The sequence below is a fragment of the Nocardiopsis moroccensis genome (assembly GCF_055763695.1).
This window is the reverse complement of record NZ_CP199747.1, coordinates 5,222,559-5,241,185: the sequence shown is the minus strand read 5'-3', so window position 1 is coordinate 5,241,185 and position 18,627 is coordinate 5,222,559. Positions and strand designations below refer to the sequence as shown.

General features: G+C 66.1%; 14 protein-coding genes, 1 tRNA gene and 1 pseudogene. 5 read left to right on the top strand and 11 right to left on the bottom strand.

Going from position 1 to position 18,627, the window contains the following annotated elements:
- Nucleotides 1-15: 15 nt before the first annotated feature.
- The 4 genes from ACUKCB_RS23105 to ACUKCB_RS23090 all read right to left on the bottom strand — a co-directional run bounded on the left by ACUKCB_RS23105 (nucleotide 16) and on the right by ACUKCB_RS23090 (nucleotide 5,963).
- Nucleotides 16-2,226 carry an ABC transporter ATP-binding protein gene (locus ACUKCB_RS23105; protein WP_473037690.1) on the bottom strand — a complete coding sequence of 737 codons (2,211 nt, stop codon included), beginning with the start codon at nucleotides 2,224-2,226 and terminating at the stop codon, nucleotides 16-18.
- Between the two features lie 11 nt (nucleotides 2,227-2,237).
- The gene (locus ACUKCB_RS23100; protein WP_473037689.1) at nucleotides 2,238-3,161 is read right to left on the bottom strand and encodes an ABC transporter permease; all 924 of its coding nucleotides are present in this window, start codon (nucleotides 3,159-3,161) and stop codon (nucleotides 2,238-2,240) included.
- Nucleotides 3,154-4,164, bottom strand: a complete 1,011-nt coding sequence (locus ACUKCB_RS23095; protein WP_452543463.1) for an ABC transporter permease — start codon at nucleotides 4,162-4,164, stop codon at nucleotides 3,154-3,156. The genes ACUKCB_RS23100 and ACUKCB_RS23095 overlap by 8 nt, the downstream gene beginning before the upstream one ends.
- Nucleotides 4,165-4,247: 83 nt before the next feature.
- Entirely contained in the window at nucleotides 4,248-5,963 is a 1,716-nt protein-coding gene (locus ACUKCB_RS23090; protein WP_473037688.1) for an ABC transporter family substrate-binding protein, read from the bottom strand.
- Between the two features lie 659 nt (nucleotides 5,964-6,622).
- Between ACUKCB_RS23090 and ACUKCB_RS23085 the strand changes: the two genes are divergently transcribed.
- Nucleotides 6,623-7,096, top strand: a complete 474-nt coding sequence (locus tag ACUKCB_RS23085; protein ID WP_473037687.1) for a hypothetical protein — start codon at nucleotides 6,623-6,625, stop codon at nucleotides 7,094-7,096.
- A gap of 186 nt (nucleotides 7,097-7,282) precedes the next feature.
- Nucleotides 7,283-7,894, top strand: coding sequence for a rhomboid family intramembrane serine protease (locus ACUKCB_RS23080; protein ID WP_473037686.1), 612 nt, complete (start codon nucleotides 7,283-7,285; stop codon nucleotides 7,892-7,894).
- A gap of 98 nt (nucleotides 7,895-7,992) precedes the next feature.
- Here ACUKCB_RS23080 and ACUKCB_RS23075 read toward each other — a convergent pair whose 3' ends face one another.
- The 5 genes from ACUKCB_RS23075 to dcd all read right to left on the bottom strand — a co-directional run bounded on the left by ACUKCB_RS23075 (nucleotide 7,993) and on the right by dcd (nucleotide 13,338).
- The gene (locus ACUKCB_RS23075; RefSeq protein ID WP_473037685.1) at nucleotides 7,993-8,922 is read right to left on the bottom strand and encodes a glycine betaine ABC transporter substrate-binding protein; all 930 of its coding nucleotides are present in this window, start codon (nucleotides 8,920-8,922) and stop codon (nucleotides 7,993-7,995) included.
- A gap of 192 nt (nucleotides 8,923-9,114) precedes the next feature.
- Nucleotides 9,115-10,047, bottom strand: coding sequence for a glycine betaine ABC transporter substrate-binding protein (locus tag ACUKCB_RS23070; RefSeq protein WP_473037684.1), 933 nt, complete (start codon nucleotides 10,045-10,047; stop codon nucleotides 9,115-9,117).
- A gap of 42 nt (nucleotides 10,048-10,089) precedes the next feature.
- On the bottom strand, nucleotides 10,090-11,316 hold the full coding sequence (locus tag ACUKCB_RS23065) for an ABC transporter permease (protein ID WP_473037683.1): 1,227 nt from the start codon (nucleotides 11,314-11,316) through the stop codon (nucleotides 10,090-10,092).
- Nucleotides 11,313-12,341 (bottom strand): quaternary amine ABC transporter ATP-binding protein, encoded by a 1,029-nt coding sequence (locus tag ACUKCB_RS23060; protein WP_473037682.1) that lies wholly within the window; start codon nucleotides 12,339-12,341, stop codon nucleotides 11,313-11,315. Before ACUKCB_RS23060 ends, ACUKCB_RS23065 begins: the two co-directional genes overlap by 4 nt.
- A gap of 406 nt (nucleotides 12,342-12,747) precedes the next feature.
- Complete coding sequence (gene dcd / locus ACUKCB_RS23055; RefSeq protein ID WP_473037681.1) at nucleotides 12,748-13,338, bottom strand: dCTP deaminase; 591 nt, start codon at nucleotides 13,336-13,338, stop codon at nucleotides 12,748-12,750.
- A 133-nt stretch (nucleotides 13,339-13,471) separates the two neighbouring features.
- On the opposite strand from dcd, the gene ACUKCB_RS23050 reads away from it, so the two are divergent.
- Nucleotides 13,472-13,545: transfer RNA gene (locus ACUKCB_RS23050), tRNA-Gly, on the top strand.
- 437 nt (nucleotides 13,546-13,982) lie between these two features.
- Nucleotides 13,983-14,186: a CsbD family protein gene (locus tag ACUKCB_RS23045; protein ID WP_473037680.1), complete on the top strand. Its 204-nt coding sequence runs from the start codon at nucleotides 13,983-13,985 to the stop codon at nucleotides 14,184-14,186.
- A gap of 320 nt (nucleotides 14,187-14,506) precedes the next feature.
- Here the strand turns inward: ACUKCB_RS23045 and ACUKCB_RS23040 are convergent, their stop codons facing one another.
- Nucleotides 14,507-15,328 (bottom strand): RNA polymerase sigma factor SigF, encoded by an 822-nt coding sequence (locus tag ACUKCB_RS23040; RefSeq protein WP_473037679.1) that lies wholly within the window; start codon nucleotides 15,326-15,328, stop codon nucleotides 14,507-14,509.
- A 1,476-nt stretch (nucleotides 15,329-16,804) separates the two neighbouring features.
- Between ACUKCB_RS23040 and ACUKCB_RS23035 the strand changes: the two genes are divergently transcribed.
- Entirely contained in the window at nucleotides 16,805-17,809 is a 1,005-nt protein-coding gene (locus tag ACUKCB_RS23035) for a hypothetical protein (protein WP_473037678.1), read from the top strand.
- A 33-nt stretch (nucleotides 17,810-17,842) separates the two neighbouring features.
- Here ACUKCB_RS23035 and ACUKCB_RS23030 read toward each other — a convergent pair.
- Nucleotides 17,843-18,425 (bottom strand): annotated as a pseudogene (locus ACUKCB_RS23030) (transposase); the annotation flags it as partial.
- Nucleotides 18,426-18,627 lie beyond the last annotated feature (202 nt).

Here is an 18,627-nt window from a genome sequence, read left to right as displayed (position 1 = left end):
GCCCCGTTCCCGGACTCAGAAGAGCTCGACCACCTGCGAGTAGTGGCAGGCGTCCTCGTGCCCCGCGCCCCGGTCCAGCAGCTCCGGCGGCTGTTCCACGCACAGGACACGCTCGGCGTCCGAAAGCCCGTCGGCGAACTTCGGGCAGCGGGTCCGGAACCGGCAGCCCGACGGCGGGTCGGCCGGACTGGGGATGTCACCGGTGACGGTGATCCGCTCCCGGGTCCGCTCCTTGACCGGGTCCGGCAGCGGAATCGCCGAGATCAGCGCCTGCGTGTACGGGTGCGCGGGTGCCCGGAACAACTGCTCCGTCGTGGCCGTCTCCACGATCTTCCCGAGGTACATCACGGCCACCCGATCGGCGATGTGCCTGACCACCGACAGGTCGTGCGAGACGAACAGGTACGACAGGCCGAGCTCGTCCTGGAGGTCCTCCAGCAGGTTGATCACACCCGCCTGGATGGACACGTCCAGGGCCGACACCGGTTCGTCCAGGATCAGCACCTTGGGTTTGAGCGACAGGGCCCTGGCCACGCCGATCCGCTGGCGCTGACCGCCCGAGAACTCGTGCGGGTAGCGCGAGCCGTGCTCCGGGTCGAGCCCGACCAGTTCCAGGAGTTCCCCGACCCGCCTCCGGGCGTCCTGGTGCCCGGTGCCGTGGATGCGCATCGGTTCGGCGATGATGTCCGCGACCGTCATGCGCGGGTCCAGGGAGGCGAACGGGTCCTGGAACACCAACTGCAGGTCCCGGCGCAGCGGCCGCATCCACCGGTCGGACATTCCGTGCAACGGATGGCCCATGTAGCTGACCTCACCAGAGGTGAGCCTGATCAGGTTCAACAGCAACCGCGCGGTGGTGGACTTACCGCAGCCCGACTCTCCCACGAGCGCGAGGGTCTCGTGCTCCCTGAGCTCCAGGGAGATCCCGGAGACCGCCTGCACCTCGCCGATCCTGCGCCGCAGCAGTCCCTTGGAGCGGACCGGAAAGTGCTTGACCAGATCGGTGGCGGTGAGCAGGACCTCCGGTTCGGCCGTGCCGAGGGCCTCCCGGTCCGACTCAGCGCCCGATCCCTCCGGGTGCTCCTCACTTGTACCGGAGTCCGGGGACTCGGCCGGTTCGCTCTGGGAGACGGATCCCCCGCCCTCGTCGTCCGCGACTGCGGACCCGAACAGGTCGGCCGCCTCGACCCCCACCAACTCGTCGTTGAAATGGCAGGCCGTGGTGTGGGCGAGGGTGCCGCCCTCCGGCTCCTCCCGGTCGGCGCCCTCCACCAGGAGCAGCCGCGGCTCCTCCTGGTGGCAGAGGTCCCTGGCCATCGGGCAGCGCGGAGCGAACCCGCAGCCTTCTGGCAGGTCCCGCAGGGACGGCGGCGCACCGAGGATGGGGGTGAGCCGGTCGTCCCGGCCGCCGTCCAGGCGCGGCAGCGAACCGAGCAGGCCCAGCGCGTAGGGCATGCGCGGCCGGTAGAAGACCTCCTCCACCGAACCCATCTCGACGATGCGTCCCGCGTACATCACACCCACACGGTCGACCTGCCCGGCTACCACGCCGAGGTCGTGGGTGATGAGCACCAGGGCGGCCCCGGTCTCCTTGCGGGCCCGTTGGAGCGCGTCCAGCACCTGTGCCTGGACGGTCACGTCGAGAGCCGTGGTGGGTTCGTCGGCGATGATCACGTCCGGGTCGTTGGCCATCGCGATGGCGATCACCACGCGCTGGCGCATACCGCCGGACAGCTCGTGCGGGTACTGCCTGAGCCGCTGCTCAGGCGATGGGATGCCCACGACCTCCAACAGTTCCAGCGCCCGGCCCATGGCGGCCTTCTTGCTCACCCTGCGGTGGGCGAGCACCGCCTCGGCGATCTGGTATCCGATCGTGTACACGGGATTGAGCGAGGTCAGCGGGTCCTGGAAGATCATGGCGATCTTCTGCCCGCGAACCTCGCTGATCTTCTTGTCGGAGAGCCCGAGGATCTCCTGGCCCAGCAACCTGGCCGAGCCCTCCACCCTCGCCTTCCGGGGCAGCAGGCCCATGATCGCCATCGAGGTCACGGACTTGCCGGACCCCGACTCCCCCACGATGCCCAGGGCCTCGCCCCGGCGCAGCCGGTAGGAGACCTGTCGGACCGCGGGCAGCGGTCCGTCCTCGGAGGGAAAGGTGACGCTCAGTCCGCTGACCTCGAGCACGACGTCATCGGTGCCCGCCTCAGCGGTGTGTTCTTCGTTCATGTACTCAGTCGTCATCGCCGCACCCCGGTCTGTCGTGGGTCGAGGGCGTCCCGGAGGCCGTCACCGATGAAGTTGATCATCAGACAGATCAACACCAGCATCACACCCGGCGGATAGAACAGCCATGGACGCGTGGACACCGCCGTGCGCGCACTGCCGATCATCTGGCCGAGCGAGATGTCCGGCAGCTGGATGCCCAACCCGAGGAAGGACATGCCGGCCTCGGCGAGGATGGCCACCGCCACCAGGAGGGTGGCGGCGACGATGATCGGCCCGGCCGCGTTGGGCAGCAGGTGCCGGAGGATGATCCATGACGCGGAGGCGCCCGAGGCTCGGGCGGCTTCCACGAACTCCTGCTCCCGCAGAGAGAGCACCACACCGCGTACCACTCGGGCGATGGCGGCCCACGAGAAGATCGCGATGATCAGCGCGATCGCGGACCAGGAGGCCCCGGCCCCGCTGTTGCCCGCGATCGCCGCGGCGGCGACGAGCAGCGGGACGATCAGGAAGATGTCGACGACCCGCATCATCAACGCGTCGACCCGGCCGCCGTAGTAGCCGGATGTGGCGCCCCACAGGGAGCCGACGACGGTGGACAGCAGCGAGACGGTGAAAGCCACCTTCAGCGTCTGCTGGGCTCCGCGCATGAGCTGGCCGAGGACGTCGTGCCCGGCCGCCGAGGTGCCCAGGGGGTGGACGCTGTCCGGCGGCTGGTTGCTGGGGATCTCACGGTAGACCGTGTGGTCCCAGGTCCAGAAGAGGGGGCCGAGGAACGCGAACAGGACGATGAACGTCAGGAGCACCAGGCTGATCATCGCGGGGCGGTGCCGGCTGAACCGGATCAGGATGGTCTGGAGCTGGGTCCGGTCGACGCGGCTCTTCGCCTTCTTCGCCGGATCACGGCGGGCGCTTCCGGACATGCCGTTCTCACTCATAGCGAATCCTCGGGTCCAGCACGGCGTACAGCAGGTCGGCGATGATGTTGGCCAGAATCACCATCACCCCGCTGAGCAACAGCCAGCCCATCAGGGCGTAGGAGTCGTTGTTGTTCACCGCGGTGATGAAGAAGTCACCGAGACCGCGCCACTGGAAGACCGCCTCGGTGAGGATGGCGCCGTCGATGACCCCGGCGACGCCGATGGCGACCACCGTGGTCAGCGGGATCAGGGCGGTGCGCAGGGCGTGGCGCCGGATGACCGTGTGGTTGCGCAGGCCCTTGGCTCTCGCCAGACGCACGTAGTCGCTGTTCATCACCTCGAGCATGGAGGTGCGCTGGTAGCGGCTCCAGGAGGCGAAGCTGATCAGCATGAGCACGATCGTCGGCAGGGCCATGTGGGCGAAGGCGTTGAGGAACTGGTCCCACATCGGCGCCCCTTGAGCGCGGAAGCGCCCGTCACCGATGGTCGCGAAGACCTGCCCGCCGACCAGTTGGTTGAACTTGACACCCGCCGCCTGCATGATGCCCGCGAACCAGAAGCTGGGCATCGCCAGGGCCAGGAAGCCGACGAAGGTGAGGGTGTAGTCGAGTTTGGAGTACTGGCGCAGCGCGCTGATCACACCGGTGATGATGGCGAGGCCGAGCGCGAAGACCATGGCCGCGCCGACCAGGCGCAGGGTGGTCCACGTGCGTTCGGCGATGGCCGTACCGATGTCGTACTGGGGTCCCTGGGTGGAGGGACCGAACTCTCCTTGGAGCAGACCGATGTCGCCGTTGCCGCCGATTCCGGTCATCCACAGCCAGTAGCGCTCCGGCATGGAGCGGTCCAGGTACAGGCGTGCCTCGTTGACCTGGATGACCTCTTCGGTCGGAGGGGGCGTGGACATCCGGAGGTCGGCCAACGGATCGCCTGAGAGGTCGATCATCACGAAGGTGAGGACGGATGCGAGAAGCAGGACGGGAATCGCGCCCAGGAGCCGCCGCATCGTGTAAACGAGCATGGGAGTGATCCTTCAGGGGTGGACGAGGACCGGTCCGGCCCCGGGAGGGGTGTCCCGGGGCCGGACCTGGGAGAGCCGTCGGACTAACTGACGACGTCCCACTCACCGATGTTGTAGGTGGCTCGGTAGCTGGACTGCAGGTTGTCGTGGACGTTCGCGAGCCGGTCGGAGTTGACGAAGAAGTAGTTCGGCTCCGCCATGATCGGCAGCACGTAGGCGTCCGGGACCACGATCTCCATCGCCTGGTTGGCGAGGTCGGCCGCGGTGTCCAGGTCGGGGGCGTTGCCCGCGGCGAGGACGAGCTCGTCGACCTCGTCGTTGGCGTAGCGGCCGTAGTTGCTGCCCGCACCGGAGTACCAGTACGTGGTCGGACTGGAGGCGAAGTACGGCGAGCCGGACCAGCCGTACTGGGCGATGTCGAACTCGAGTTCGGTGAGCATCCCGCCGAGGTTGTCGGTGATCTCGATGTTGCCGGTGATGCCGATCTCGGCGAGCTGTGCCTGGATCAGCTGGAGCGAGTTGTTGCGGATGGCGGTGTCGGTGCTTCCCAGACGGAGCGGGCCGATCTCCTCGCCGTCGAGGGTGAGGGTCCCGCCGGACTCGTACCCCTCGTAACCGGCGTCCTCCAGAATGCTCCTGGCCTCGTCCAGGTCACCGGTGCCCTGGGACTCGCCCTCGAAGTGGTCGACGAAGTAGGAGCTGTCGTTGCCGAAGACGTGGTTGTTCTTCAGCTCGTAGTCCGGGTAGCCGGCGCCGAAGTTGCGGTTGGCGATGTCGTCGCGGTCGATCGCGGTGAAGATGGCGCGGCGCAACTCGACGTCCTGGAGCTGCTCGTTCTCCATGTTGAAGTCGAGGTGCTCCCAGGTCGACCCCTCGCCGATGCTCAGCTCGGCGTTCCCGACGTCCTGGAGCTGGGTGATGACGTCCTCGCTGTACTGAGCGGGGTTGGCGCCGTCGAGCTCGTTGTTGACGAAGGCGTTGACGTAGGTGCCCTCGTCGGTGTTGTACATCATCGTGATCTTGTCGAGCGCGGGCTCGGTCTCACCGAACCAGTTAGGGTTCGGCTCCTTGACGACCTCGTTCTCCAGGTCGCCGTCCACGATCACGTACGGGCCGCCGGACCAATCGGGGCGCTCGGCGTGCAGCCAGTCGTAGTACTCGCCCAGGTCGTCCGGGTCGTCGACGTCCAGGTCCTGCTCGGCGGCCAGGTGCGCGGGCAGGAAGCCGCCGGCGATGCTGTGGGCGTCGAACAGCCCCATCCACTCCGGGTTGCCCTCGCCCTCCTTCAGCGTGATGGTCGCGGTCTTGCCGTCGACCTCGATGGTGTCGACCTTGTCGTAGCTGCTGGAGTCACGGGGGTCGCAGTCGGTGCAGTAGCCCTCGTCGGGACTGGTGGAGAGCATCCAGGTGACCCGCAGGTCCTCGCCGGTCATCGGCTCGCCGTCACTCCACACGGCGTCGTCGGCGAGGGTGATGGACCACGAGACCGGGCCCTCGTCCACGTCGTCGTTGATGAGGGCGGGCTCCTCGGCGAGCACGTCCATGTCGTACTCGTACGTCGCGTCCGGCTGCCACTGCCCGGTGTAGGGAATGGTGCCGGAGAGCATCTGGATGGTGTAGACGCTGCCGCCCGCCAGACTGACGGACTGCCAGGCCCCGGGAAGGCTGTTGATCACCCAGGTGGCCTCCTTGGAGCCGTCGCCCCCGCCGTCGTCCCCTCCACCGGAACAGCCGCTGACCACCATGACCGCTGACGTCGCGGCGGCGGCGAGCGCCAACGTCTTTCGACGCTTGTACATAGTCACACCCTTGATCATTCATACGAACAGGCCACGGGGTTGGCACCAGTCGGGCACAACCCGCAAAAACTAGGCGATTAGTCGCTTAGAAGACCATTAAGCGAAATGTCTGTATAGCCCCAATGCCGGATTCGTGACCCATCCGCAACCGGTTCGCGCCCATGCCCGGACCGCGGCGGCACGAACTCCCCATACGCCCGAAACAACGGGGAAACCTGCCATCAACGCAGGTCAGACGGGCAACCACCGGGGACGGCAACCCGCCGGGATTCGGACAAGGAAGAAAAGCATTGCGGATTAAACGAGCCGCCATCCAGCGCCACGTAAAGGTAAACGACGTTTAACTACCACCCCGAAGCGTGCGACTACCGAGAGAGAAACAGACAAAACCTTACAAACGGAGCATCAGGCAACACTCATGTAACAAAAGAGGACTTCTATCCCACTGGACTCGACTGACAATGCCAATGTCCTTTCATGGGACGATCCTGTCATTGAACATAAAAAGCGACAGAAGGCAGGAATCCGAGCAGGGCATGTCCTGAACCCCACACACGAGCTGACCGAAACGGAGACCCTCGCACCCGTGGAGCGGATAGGGTTCGCTGTGACGCCCTCCGTCACCCCCAACGCCCCGCCCAGCGAGAGAGGCATCCGCCGTGTCCGAACCGGTCCGCCTGGTCTGCCCCGTAGGCCGCAAGTACGTGGAACTGTCGGGCGGTTACGCTCTCGTGGCCCTGGGGGCCGGGGTCGTGGCCCTCGATCCCGGGCACTGGGCGAACATCGTGCTCGGTGTCGTCCTCGCCCTGCTCGGCGCCGTCAGCGCGGTACACGGCCACCTGATCAAGGCGCCGGTCCTGGAGGTCTCCGACGAGGAGTTCCGGTACGAGCGCGGGGACTACGTCGTGCGGATCCCCTTCAACGAGATCGGCTCCTACCACGTGCTCCCCGGACGCATCCGCTCCCTGGGACTGTGCGACCGCGCGGGGCGCCCCAAGCGCTTCCCCTCGCTGAAGAGCCGCCGGACCTCGCGCACCCACCTGCCGCTGACCGGGATGACCAACCCCGCCAAGGTGGAGTCGTTCATGGCCATGGCCGGGATTCCGCCCCGCAAGCGCTCCCTGGCCTCCTGAGCCCGGGCCCCTCCGGCTGAACCCGCGTTCCTTCGGCCCCGGGGGCCGCCGCACCGCCCCGAAACCCCGAGCGTCTGCGTACCCCTGCCCGTCGACTCAGCCCCAACTGTGAACACATCGGACCAATCGCCCACACGCGCCCCACGGACATACCACCCCAAGACAGTTTGATCTAGTCTCGATGGGGTGAAGCAGTCCAGAATCACCGCCATCCTGACCGTAGCGGGGATGCTCGCGGCCATGTGGGTCCTCGAGATCCTCGACACCCCTCTCGGGGGCCGTCTCGACCGCCAGTTCGGCATCAGGTCCGGAGAGGCCGACGCACCCTGGGCCGTGCTGACCGCACCGTTCATGCACGGCAACTTCGCCCACCTGATCGGCAACTCACTGCCGTTCCTGGTGCTGGGCTCCCTCGTGGCCTTCAGCGGCCTGGGCCGCTTCCTGCTCACCACCCTGATCGTGGCCCTGGTCAGCGGCGTGGGCGTGTGGCTGTTCACCGCCGACAACACCGTCACCGTGGGGGCCAGCGGCCTGGTCTTCGGCTACTTCGGCTACACGGTCCTGCGCGGCATCATCGAACGCAAGACCATCGACATTGTCATCATGATCTGCGTGGTCATCTTCTACGGAACGATGATCTGGGGGGTCCTGCCCCAACACCCCGGCGTCTCCTGGCAGGCGCACCTGTTCGGCTTCCTCGGCGGACTGCTGGCCGCCTACGTGCTGCCCAAACGCGAGAAGCCGAACCAGGCGAACCAGGGCATCGGCGGCGCCCAGGGCGGCTACTACGCCCCCTGAACCTAAGCGTCCCGCACACGCGGCGGGGGCCGCCTCCCGGTTGGGGGCGGCCCCCGCCGCGTGTGCTCCCGGACATCCCGCGGGAGCGGGCCGGACGCTCAGAACTCGAGGTCCCCGGCATCCTCCTGCAGGGTGCGCTCCAGGAACAGGGGGTTCTCGGCGAGCCACTGCCGGGCGCCCTCCGCCGGGTCGGTGACCCCGGGGCCGACCGTGAGGGTCTCCAGGGAGGCGAGCTCGTCGTCGTTCATGGACCAGTTCCGGATCCAGTCGGTCAGCTCGGGGTAGTCCTCGGCGAAGCCCGCACGCCCAATCGAGTGCAGGCCCTCGGTACCGCCCATCGCCCCCTGGGGGTCGTCCAGGTCCTTCAGGTCGTACTGGGCGTAGGCCGGGTGCGGACGCCACAGCGTCACGACGACCGGCTCCTGAGCCAGGACGGCCTCGTCCAGCTCGGCCATCATCTCCGCGCCCGACGACGTCTCCAGCTCGAAGTCCTCCTCCAGGCGGTACCCGGGCATGGCCTGGTCCCGGGTGACCTGGGTCAGACCGGCGTCCGGTTCGATCCCGACGATGGTGCCGTCCAGGTCGTCGGCGTACTTCGGGAGGCCGTCGATCGAGCGCACGTCCTCCATGTACTCGGGGACCGTGAGGGTCAGGACCGCGTTGTCGTACCAGGAGCCCAGGCTCTCGATCCGGTCCCGGTGCTCCTGCATGTACTCGTGGTGGGTGACCGGAAGCCACATGTCCAGGTACAGGTCGAGGTCGCCGTCGGCCACCCCCTGGAAGGCCGGGGCGACGTCGACCTCGGTGACCGTGACGTCGTAGCCCTTCTCCTGAAGGATGACCTCCCACATGTGGGTGACCGCGACGGCCTCCTCCCAGCCGATCAACGCGATGTTGATCTCCCTGGCGTCCCCGCCACCGTCAGAGCCACCGATCAGGTTCCCGCTCTCCCCGGCACAGGAGGTCAGCAGGAGTGCACCGCTCATACCGGCGGCGGCCAGAGCCGTCCCGCGCCTGTGGCTGTCCATCATGAAATCGTCTTCCCTCAATACGTGCTTGCGCGGGGCCGGTCCGCGTGAGGGGGGACCATCGGTACCGGCTCCGGAACTTCGCCCAGACGACGGCCGCCCCCACACGTGGTGGAGGCGGCCGACTTCGTATTTCTACCCGATGATCCGGGCGTTTTGTACGCCCTGTGACCGGGGCGACACGAGGGAGTCCTAGAAGTCCAGACCCTCGGCGTCCTCGCCCAGGGTGCGCTCCAGGAACTCGGGGTTGTCGGCGAGCCACTCGCGGGCACCCGCCTGCTCGTCCTCGACGTCCTCACCGACCGTGAGGACCTCCAGGGAGGCGAGCTCCTCGTCGGTCATGGTCCAGCCCTCGATCCAACCGCTCAGGTCGGGGTAGTCCTCACCGAAGCCCTCGCGGCCGACCGCGTGGATCTCCTCGGCCTCGCCCATCGCGCCCTCGGGGTCCTCGAGGTCCTTCAGGTCGTACTGGGCGTAGGCCGGGTGCGGACGCCACAGCGTCACGACGATGGGCTCCTCGTCGGCGATCGCGGAGTCCAGCTCGGCGAGCATCGCGGCGGTGGAGGACTCCATCAGCTCCCAGTCGCCCTCAAGGCCGTAGGCCGGCATGGCCTCTTCCTTGGTGACCCGGGTAAGACCGGCGCCCGGGTCGATCCCCACGATCCGGTTGTCCAGCTCGTCCGCGTGGTCCTGGAGGTCGGCGATGCTGTTGACGTCCTCCATGTACTCGGGGACGGTGATGGTCAGCTTGGCGTTGTCGTACCAGGTGCCGAGGTCCTCCAGCTGGTCCCCGTAGTCCTCCCAGTAGTCCGCGTGGGTGGTGGGGAGCCAGGTGTCCAGGAACAGGTCCACGTCGCCGTTGGCGGCGCCCTGGTACATCGGGGCCACGTCGACGTCGGTGACGGTGACGTTGTAGCCCTTCTCCTCCAGGATGACCTGCCACATGGCGGTGGTGGCGATGGCCTCCTCCCAGGCGATCAGCGCGATGTTGACGTCCTTGGCGTCCTCGGTGCCCTCGTCGGAGCCACCGGTCAGGTCCTCGCCGCCGCCTCCGCAGGCGGTCAGCAGGAGGATGCCGCTCATACCGGCCGCGGCCAGACCTGTCATTCGCTTACGGCTGTACATCGTGGGATGTCCTTCCCTAGTGCTTCTGTGAACCGGCCTGCGTCAGGACGAACCGTCGACGCGGGCCTGCGGGCTGTTCTTGGTTACGGCGGCGGTGAGGCGGTCCAGGAAGATCGCCAGGATGACCACGGCGATGCCCGCCTCGAAACCGAGCGCGCCGTCGTTGCGGGTGATGCCCTGGTAGACCTGGCTGCCCAGGCCGCCGGCGCCGACCATGCCCGCGATGACGACCATCGACAGGCCCAGCATGATGACCTGGTTGACGCCGGCCATGATCGTCGGCAGGGCCAGGGGGAGCTGGATGCCGGTGAGGATCTTGCTCCGCGGAGCACCGAAGGCCTCGCCCGCCTCGACGAGCTCCTTGTCGATCCCGCGGATGCCGAGCTCGGTGAGGCGCACACCGGGCGGCATCGCGAACACGATGGTCGCGACCACACCGGGCACCGAACCGATGGAGAAGAAGAAGATCGCGGGGATCAGGTAGACGAACGCCGGGAGGGTCTGCATCAGGTCCAGGACCGGCTTGATGATCTTGCTGACCAGGTCGCTGTAGGCGGCCAGGATGCCGATCGGGATCGCGATGACCACGGCGATGAGGCTGGCTACCAGGACCAGGCCCAGCGTGTCCATGGCGTTGAACCACTGGTCCACCGAGGCCACGAGGGTCAGCGCGATCAGCGCGAACAGGCCCATGCGCCAGCCCGCCACCGTGAGGGCGAGCAGGCTGAGCAGCAGGATCATGACCAGCGACATCGGCGCGGTGACCAGCATCGGCAGGACCAGCCAGCCGAGCAGCACCAGGACCAGCCAGCCCCCGGCCACGACGGCGGCGCGGACCCGGCTCCGGCTCTCCACGAGTCCCAGTGCGGTGACCGCGATCAGGAACACCAGGGAGATGACGAAGTACGGTTCGACGTTGGTGTCGAACAGGTTCATCGCCCACAGGAAGAGCACCGGAACGCTGTTGATGACGACGGTCACGAGACCGAACAGCGCCTGGAGGACGTACAGCAGCGAGACGCCGACGACGATCCCCAGTAGGGGCGTGCGGCGCGTGCGCACCAGCGGGACCGCGATGATCACGGCGGCGATGAACGCCAGCTGCCCGGCCCCGGGGTCGACGAAGAACCCGGACAGGACCGCGACGGCCCAGCGGATGAAGTCACCGGTCAGTTCGAAGAACAGGCCGAAGGTGGACTTGAGCCAGGTGTTGAGCGCCTCGAAGCCGTCACCGACCGGGATGTTCGGCGGGAAGTCGACGGGTGTCACTTGTTCTCCTCCCCCTTCTCCTCGGTGGTGAGGGAGGCCAGCACGGACTCGCGGGTCACCATGCCGAGCACCTCGCCCTCGTCCGAGACCACCCGGAGGCGGTCCGTGGTGGAGACGGTCGGGTACAGGTCGGCCACCAGGGTGTCCGGGCTGACCTGGGGGGCACTGGTGTCGGTGGCGGTGCCGGCGTCGATCACGGCCGAGGCGGTGAGCACGCGGGAGCGGTCGACGTCCTCGACGAAGCGCTCGACGTACTCGTTGGCCGGCTCGCTCAGGATCTCGGCGGCCGCACCGATCTGGGCGACGCGGCCGTCACGGAGCACGCAGATCCGGTCGCCGAGGCGCATGGCCTCGTTGAGGTCGTGCGTGATGAAGATGATCGTCTTGCCCAGGGAGGCCTGGAGTTCCAGGAGCTGCGTCTGCATGTCCCGCCGGATCAGCGGGTCGAGCGCGCTGAAGGCCTCGTCCATGAGGATGATGTCGGTGTCGGCGGCCAGGGCGCGGGCCAGGCCCACACGCTGCTGCATGCCGCCGGAGAGCTGCTGGGGGAGCTTGTCCTCCCAGCCGTCCAGACCCACGAGCCCGAGGGTCTCCTTGGCCTTCGCCTGGCGTTCGGCGCGGGGCATCCCGCGCAGTTCCAGGCCGTAGGCCGCGTTCTCCAGAACCGTGCGGTGCGGAAGCAGGGCGAAGTGCTGGAAGACCATGCTGATCTTCTCGCCCCGCAGGTTCAGGAGGTGCTTCCTGCTCAGTGCGGTGATGTTGACGCCGTCGACCTCCACGGTGCCCGCGGTGGGCTCCAGGAGACCGTTGAGCATGCGGATCAGGGTTGACTTGCCCGACCCCGACAGGCCCATGACGACGAAGATCTCGCCCGGTTGGACCTCGAAGGACACATCGATGACGGCAGCGGTCACGTCGAGGTCGGCGATGGTGTCACGGTGGCTGCCGTCGGAGAGCCGTTCGACGGCTGCCTTCGACTGTCTTCCGAACACCTTGTACAGGTGGTCTGCGCGTACTACTGGCACGGTCTCCTCTATGGGGCTGTCCCGGCCGCGAGGCGCAGTGGGGCTCAAACCCCCGATCCGGCCCGCGGTTTCCGCAGGTAGCCGGTTTGCGCAGAGCCCCCCCGTGCGCACCCTAAGCGGGCGAAACCGCTACCTGGTTCACGTCGGGGCGCCACCTTACCCAGATGTGTACGCACAGTTCAGGCGGTATGTCACTACCAGATAACATGTTTAACCGCCATAAAAACCGTCTGCCGACCTATGGCACGGGATGCCGACACCCCGAAGCGCCCAGATGTGATCTATACCACCGGCAATTTTAGGGCGATGAGGATCACAATTACATGACAGGCACGCCATACGACAGAACGTGTCAAAGCATGACCGTACCGTAAGCCCCGGTTGGGCCACCAGAGGGACCCCTGCGTCAGGGCCCCTCCTCCACGACCCGGGTCCGCGAGAAGTTCTGGTGCGACCGGGAGGGGGTCGGCCCGCGCTGCCCCTGGTAACGGGACCCGCGGGCGGCGGAGCCGTAGGGGCGTTCAGCCGGCGAGGTGAGCCGGAACATGCACAGCTGGCCGATCTTCATCCCCGGATAGAGCTTGATCGGCAGGGTCGCCACGTTTGAGAGCTCCAGGGTGACGTGACCGGAGAAACCGGGGTCGATGAACCCCGCGGTGGAGTGCGTGAGCAACCCCAGACGGCCCAGGGAGCTCTTGCCCTCGAGCCGGCTCGCGATGTCGTCCGGCAGGGCCACCACCTCGTAGGTGGACGCCAGGACGAACTCACCCGGGTGCAGTACGAACGCCTCGTCGCCGTCGGTCTCGACCAGCCGGGTCAGATCCGGCTGTTCCACCGACGGGTCGATGTGCGGGTACTTGTGGTTCTCGAAGACCCGGAAGAAGCGGTCGAGTCGGACATCGATACTCGACGGCTGGATGAGGGAGGGGTCGAAGGGATCGATCCGGACCCGTCCGGAGTCGATTTCTGACCTGAGATCGCGATCGGAGAGCAGCACGTTCCGAACCTACCGCCTGCGGGAACAGCCCAGCGGCGCCCGAGCACACCCCCGGGCACAGTGCCGACTTGCCCATGGGGCCCGGAGTTGGGCTAGGATAGCCAGCGTTGGCCGGGAGCCCCGGCCCAGCAGCGCGGATGTAGTTCAATGGTAGAACTTCAGCTTCCCAAGCTGATAACGCGGGTTCGATTCCCGTCATCCGCTCCACCAGCAGAACGGCCCCTGGTCCGCGAAGATCCTTCGCTCACCAGGGGCCGTTTTCGCGTTCAGAGTGCACCAACCCGTACCCGCCCCGACGGCCTCGGCAACCACGAGGGCGAACACCACGGCGCGGCCACCGGTCAGCACAGCGCGACCGCCTGGACCGACCCCTGATCCGCACAGACCGCCGGCGAGCCGTCCGTCCATGCGGCGGCGGTTGCACCGGGCGACGGTCTGCACGGCGCCGGACCCCGGCTTCGTCCCGCCGAAGAGCGGTGAACATGTCCGTGGATGCCACTCACCATCGAATGCGGACCGCAGACCGGGTCTGCCCTACACCATCCTGAACGAATTTCGGAGATCCCGAATAAAAGTCCTGAGATGTGGCAGGGGTTCATGGAGACAGGCAACGACGCCACCGATCCGCATCAGGAGGAGGGCTCATGCGCCAGTCGGAGAAACTCAAGGGCAGAGCGACCCAGGCCACGGGCAAGATCAAGGAGATGGCCGGGAGAGCGACCGGCAACAACCGACTGCGGAACCGGGGCCGCTTCGAGATGTTCAAGGGACGAGCCCTCACACGGACCGCGGGCTGGAGGAACTCCGTACGCGGAACCTTCGGGAACCTGCGCTCCAGCGGGCGATGAACGCCTGAGCACCAACTCCACAGCTTCACCGGTCGGCCCCTCCCACGGCACTTTGCGGGAGGGGCCGACCCTCTTGTGCCACGGTCGTCCTGCACCCGCGAAAGCCCTGCGTGCGGCTTTACCGCGTCATTCGACGTGGCCTGTTACGACCTTTGACCAAAGCACTTCAACGTCGGGGCCGCACACCGCTCCGGTTTCAGGTGCGGTAACCGAACCAGACATGAAGCGAGCAGGACCCCGCGGGGACCGCCCCAGATGGAGGCGCGCGAGAATTTCTTCACCTCCACGAACGCGTCCCGTGCGGAGGATCCGATACGGAGTCAGGCATGGGAGAGCGCTTCCGCGCCCACCTCGGAGCGCAGTTTCTTGAGGGTGCTGGAGAGCAGGCGGGACACATGCATCTGGGAGTACCCCATCTGCCGGGCGATCTGGGTCTGCGTGCGGTCCCTGAAGAAGCGCAGCATGAGGATGGTGCGTTCACGGGGTTTCAGGCGGGCCAGGGCCGGTTTGAGCGATTCTCGCTCGACCACCCGCGCCAGGGCCTGGTCCTCTGTGCCCAGACGGTCCTCCAATGAGGAGCTCTCCTCCGCCCCGTCCAGGGAGGGGTCGGGGTAGTCCAGCGAAAGAGCGCTGTAGGCCTGGGAGGCCTGGGAGATCTCCAGCACCTCCTCTTCCGGCAGCCCCATGGCCTGAGAGATCTCGCCGGTGCTGGGGGATCGACTGAGCTGGTGCTGGAGCTCGGCAACGGTGCGTTTGAGCCGGGCCCGGTTCTCCTGGTGACGCCGGGGCACCCGCACGGCCCAGGTGTGGTCGCGGAAGTGGCGTTTGATCTCACCGGTCAGGGTGGGCATCAGATAGGAGATGAAGGGCCTGCCGTAAGCGGGGTCGTAGCCGTCAATGGCTTTGAGCAGCCCGAGCATGGCGATCTGGTTGAGGTCGTCGAACGGTTCACCGCGACCGCAGTAGCGACGGGCGATCTTCGCCACCAGGGGGCGGTAGAGCGCGACCAGGCGCTCCCTGAGCTCGACGGCCCCGGGGTCGGTCGGTTCGAGACCTCTGAGCGTGTGCAGGAGCTCTTCGGCCGAGCCCTCCTCCAGTTCCAGGGCTGGCGTGCGCGACTGGGGGAACACGCCGAGTTCCATGCCGACTGCTTCATGGGATGAGTTGTCCGTTGCGCTTGTCACGAGAGAACCCCCCGGTACTCTGCGTTGCGTGTTCTCGCGGCGGCCCGGGACAGATGCCGGCGCCCCGCACCTGGCACCGAAACCACCGCTTCCGCGGCCCTCGGCGACGAAGTCGGGCCGTACGGCCAGCCTGCCCGGGGAACTCCGGCGGACCTCCCGGGCCGCCCCGCTGGCGTTTTCCCCTCCGACCTTCGGGGGCCGGAGGCGCCAGCGAATACCAACCTCCCCCGAAAGACGTATTTAAACCCCGTCGGGGAAATTTCTTGCTGTTATAAAGAAAGCCCAGAACATAGGGTCGCATAGCACCCCAACCGACACTTACAAGGTGGGCCGCCGTGCCAGAGTTCTTTCCCCGAAGACCACGATGACACGGCGGCCGCATTCCCTCAAGGGGTGAGCTGCGCACGAGACCTTCCCCCAAATGCCTCAAGTGCGCGGCATTGCCAATCCCCTGTCTGACACTAACACGTACAGGCAGTCCTTGGCCTACCCGATGGGAGATCCCAAAACATTCCGGTGGCATTAATTTTTCTTTAGGTACGGTCTTGTACAGTCGCGCTCCGCCTGAGAAGAGCGCTTTCCACGAGCGGTCTCCTGCTGACTCCTGCGCACTTCGCCGCAAAATCCTCGACATCATCGAAAGCCCGGTGCTTTCGTCGTGAAGCCACGAATGCGACGACAGCGGACACACTCATCAACCCCGTACGGGTGTGCCAGGGCCAAGAGGCCGAGCCCCATCTGCCCTGGTGGTGCAGCAGGGCAGACAGGGCGCCGGGGCGCCGTACGCTCTTCGACGGATACTCACCGGCCGCATACACACACCGTGGTCAGCGGCGTCCTGTTCGAGCACCGCGCCCCGCATCGGGTATGGAACGGCAGGAGCAGGATCTGAAAGGCTGGTTTGAGCCGCCGTCACCGAGACACGGTCCTGGCCCCGGCGGGCTCGAATGGTGCGGGCAACCAGGTTCAAGGTGCGTCGTGACAACGGCAGGGCGGCACACTGGAACAGCATGTGGAACCTCTGGTGCTGGATCTTCTTGCTCGTTGACTCCTCTACCAGGGGATTCTTTCTGCCAGGGATGGTTCCGTCAGGCCGGCACGGAGCTGTGCACTGCACCTCCAGGGCAGAAAACGATCAATCCTGTTCAGCCTGGGGTTCTGATCACTCCGCTCAGCGTCCGCACGAGAATGCAAGGTGAGTTCGAGCTCGAGAGCTACCCCTTCGCGAGTGACGCCATACACGCTGTGATATAAACGACGGGCGAAGGCGGATACTGTGCTACACAGGCACAAGTAATGAGAAACCTCCTTCATCTCTCATGAAGCAGGGAACTCAAGCAGCAGATTCTACAGAATGACCCACGCCACCTTTTCCCTTTCCTCGAAACCCCCGAGCCAGTACGGAAGGAAAACGCGCCCAAGCGCGAACCCCACATGAAGATCAATAAGAGAATCCTTGACTCCGTAGGCTTTTTCTCTGTCGCGGGACTTGCCCTGACCGGGTGCGGTTCCGGACCGGACAGCGTGTATGACTTCACTCAGAGCAGTGACGCGGAACCAACTACCGCGGTGGAGATCCAGATTCCCGATGACCTTCGCGAAGCCGCCGGAGCCGACGCCGAGGGACTGCTGGTCAACTCCATCATCGCGAGCTCTCGGGAGCTTGACGGCGCACAGTACTGCGCCATCGACCTTGAGGTGTCCTACACCGACGGCGCAGTCGAATCACTGACGGCACCCGCTTACTCTGAGGCGGACGCGGAAGCAGAGGTGCGAGAACAGCTTGACCTTCTGGTGAGACATCTCGACCTAGAGGAATATGAAAGCCTGGAAGAGGATCTCACGGAGAAGATCCGGGAAGATCTTCAGTACGAGATCGATGTTTTGCATAATGACTCTTTCGGAGATTTGAGTGTCGATGAATATGTCATAGAAATTGGTTTTGACTCCGTTGAAGACGTAGCAATCCACGACATCTGGGAGTGGTACACGGGGTGGCTGGCGGACTGGGGCAAGCCGTCCGATGTGGAGCCCCCGTCAACCTTCGCCGAGGCTGAGCAGGAGATGACCAAGGGGATCGAGGAGGTCTACGCCGAGCAGGTCTCAGAATCAGCGGAAAAGCCCGCCTGGGAGAACCTTTCCTCGCGACTCGGAGTCGGGGAATCGTTCTCGATGGACGAATTCGATGAAACCAAACCCGAAGCAGGGGCGTATTTCTCGGACGAATTCGATACCGTGACACTCGTGCGTGATTGTGCGAAGTCTTCAACCGATGAGGACGCGATATCCAACTTCCGCTTCCCTGTCGAGACAGAGAGCGGGATCGACACCTTCGCTAAGGCCGGGCTCACCGTGATGCGGAACGGTGATGTCTCGGTCGCCACCAGCGAGGTGGACGGCTACATGGTCGACGCCAACGGCGACTGGATCGTGGAGTGAACCGTGGCTACTTCAAAGTCGGTCCCCTGAGGCTCAGCACCGAGCACAGACTTGGAACTCATCCCATTTGGTGAGTCTGCGGTAACAGATCCGTGTACAGGCGATGCCGACGAAGGCCGGGGAGTGATCGGCTAATAGCGGCGATGTAGGCGGCGGCATCCGAACAGTCAGGCCCATGGTGTGCTCAATCTGCCGTCGGTGCCGCCCCAACCGCTTCAAGGACTCCACACCTTTGCGGGCCAAGCGGTGGACGATCCCACGTGCGCGGAGCCCTCGGCGCAGGCGGTCGTAGTCGTAGCCCTTGTCAACGTGCAACTTGGCAGGCCTGCGCCTCCTCAGTCTGCGGCGAGAGCGGACCGGAGGGATCCTGCGGACCAAGGTGTGGAGGCCCGACTGTCGTGGGTGGTGGTTCCCGGGATCGCCACGAACAGGGGCAGACCGGTCCGATCGGTGATCCAATAGACCTTCGTGTCTTTATGCCTCGGCCGGCAGGATAGGGGCCTCTCAGGTCCTCCCTTTTGAGGGCGCGCATGTTGACTGAGTCGATGGCGCACCGCGCCCAGCCCACCCGGCCACGAGCACCGAGTTCGTCCAGGGACAGGCGTGCATGCCGGGCGGAGGCCGGAACCCCGACTGTCATCGCGGCGGCGTCCACGCCTCGGCCGGGCGAGGGACCCCGAGAGACCGGGCGAGCGCACAGGCACTGAGCGCCCGGGAGCGCAGCGCCCCCGTTCCGCACACCCCGGAACTCCGATGGCGGTCCGAGCCGGGAGCTGGTGGATCCGGCCGGAGCACGCGAGGGATATTTCCCCTTGGGC

Bases quoted from the DNA above. Each gene is read 5' to 3' on its own strand.
- ACUKCB_RS23095 (WP_452543463.1), bottom strand. From the start codon at position 4,164: ATGCTCGTTTACACGATGCGGCGGCTCCTGGGCGCGATTCCCGTCCTG.
- ACUKCB_RS23070 (WP_473037684.1), bottom strand. From the start codon at position 10,047: ATGTACAGCCGTAAGCGAATGACAGGTCTGGCCGCGGCCGGTATGAGC.
- ACUKCB_RS23075 (WP_473037685.1), bottom strand. From the start codon at position 8,922: ATGGACAGCCACAGGCGCGGGACGGCTCTGGCCGCCGCCGGTATGAGC.
- ACUKCB_RS23090 (WP_473037688.1), bottom strand. From the start codon at position 5,963: ATGTACAAGCGTCGAAAGACGTTGGCGCTCGCCGCCGCCGCGACGTCA.
- ACUKCB_RS23105 (WP_473037690.1), bottom strand. From the start codon at position 2,226: ATGAACGAAGAACACACCGCTGAGGCGGGCACCGATGACGTCGTGCTC.
- ACUKCB_RS23045 (WP_473037680.1), top strand. From the start codon at position 13,983: ATGCGCCAGTCGGAGAAACTCAAGGGCAGAGCGACCCAGGCCACGGGC.
- ACUKCB_RS23100 (WP_473037689.1), bottom strand. From the start codon at position 3,161: ATGAGTGAGAACGGCATGTCCGGAAGCGCCCGCCGTGATCCGGCGAAG.
- ACUKCB_RS23035 (WP_473037678.1), top strand. From the start codon at position 16,805: ATGAAGATCAATAAGAGAATCCTTGACTCCGTAGGCTTTTTCTCTGTC.
- ACUKCB_RS23040 (WP_473037679.1), bottom strand. From the start codon at position 15,328: ATGGAACTCGGCGTGTTCCCCCAGTCGCGCACGCCAGCCCTGGAACTG.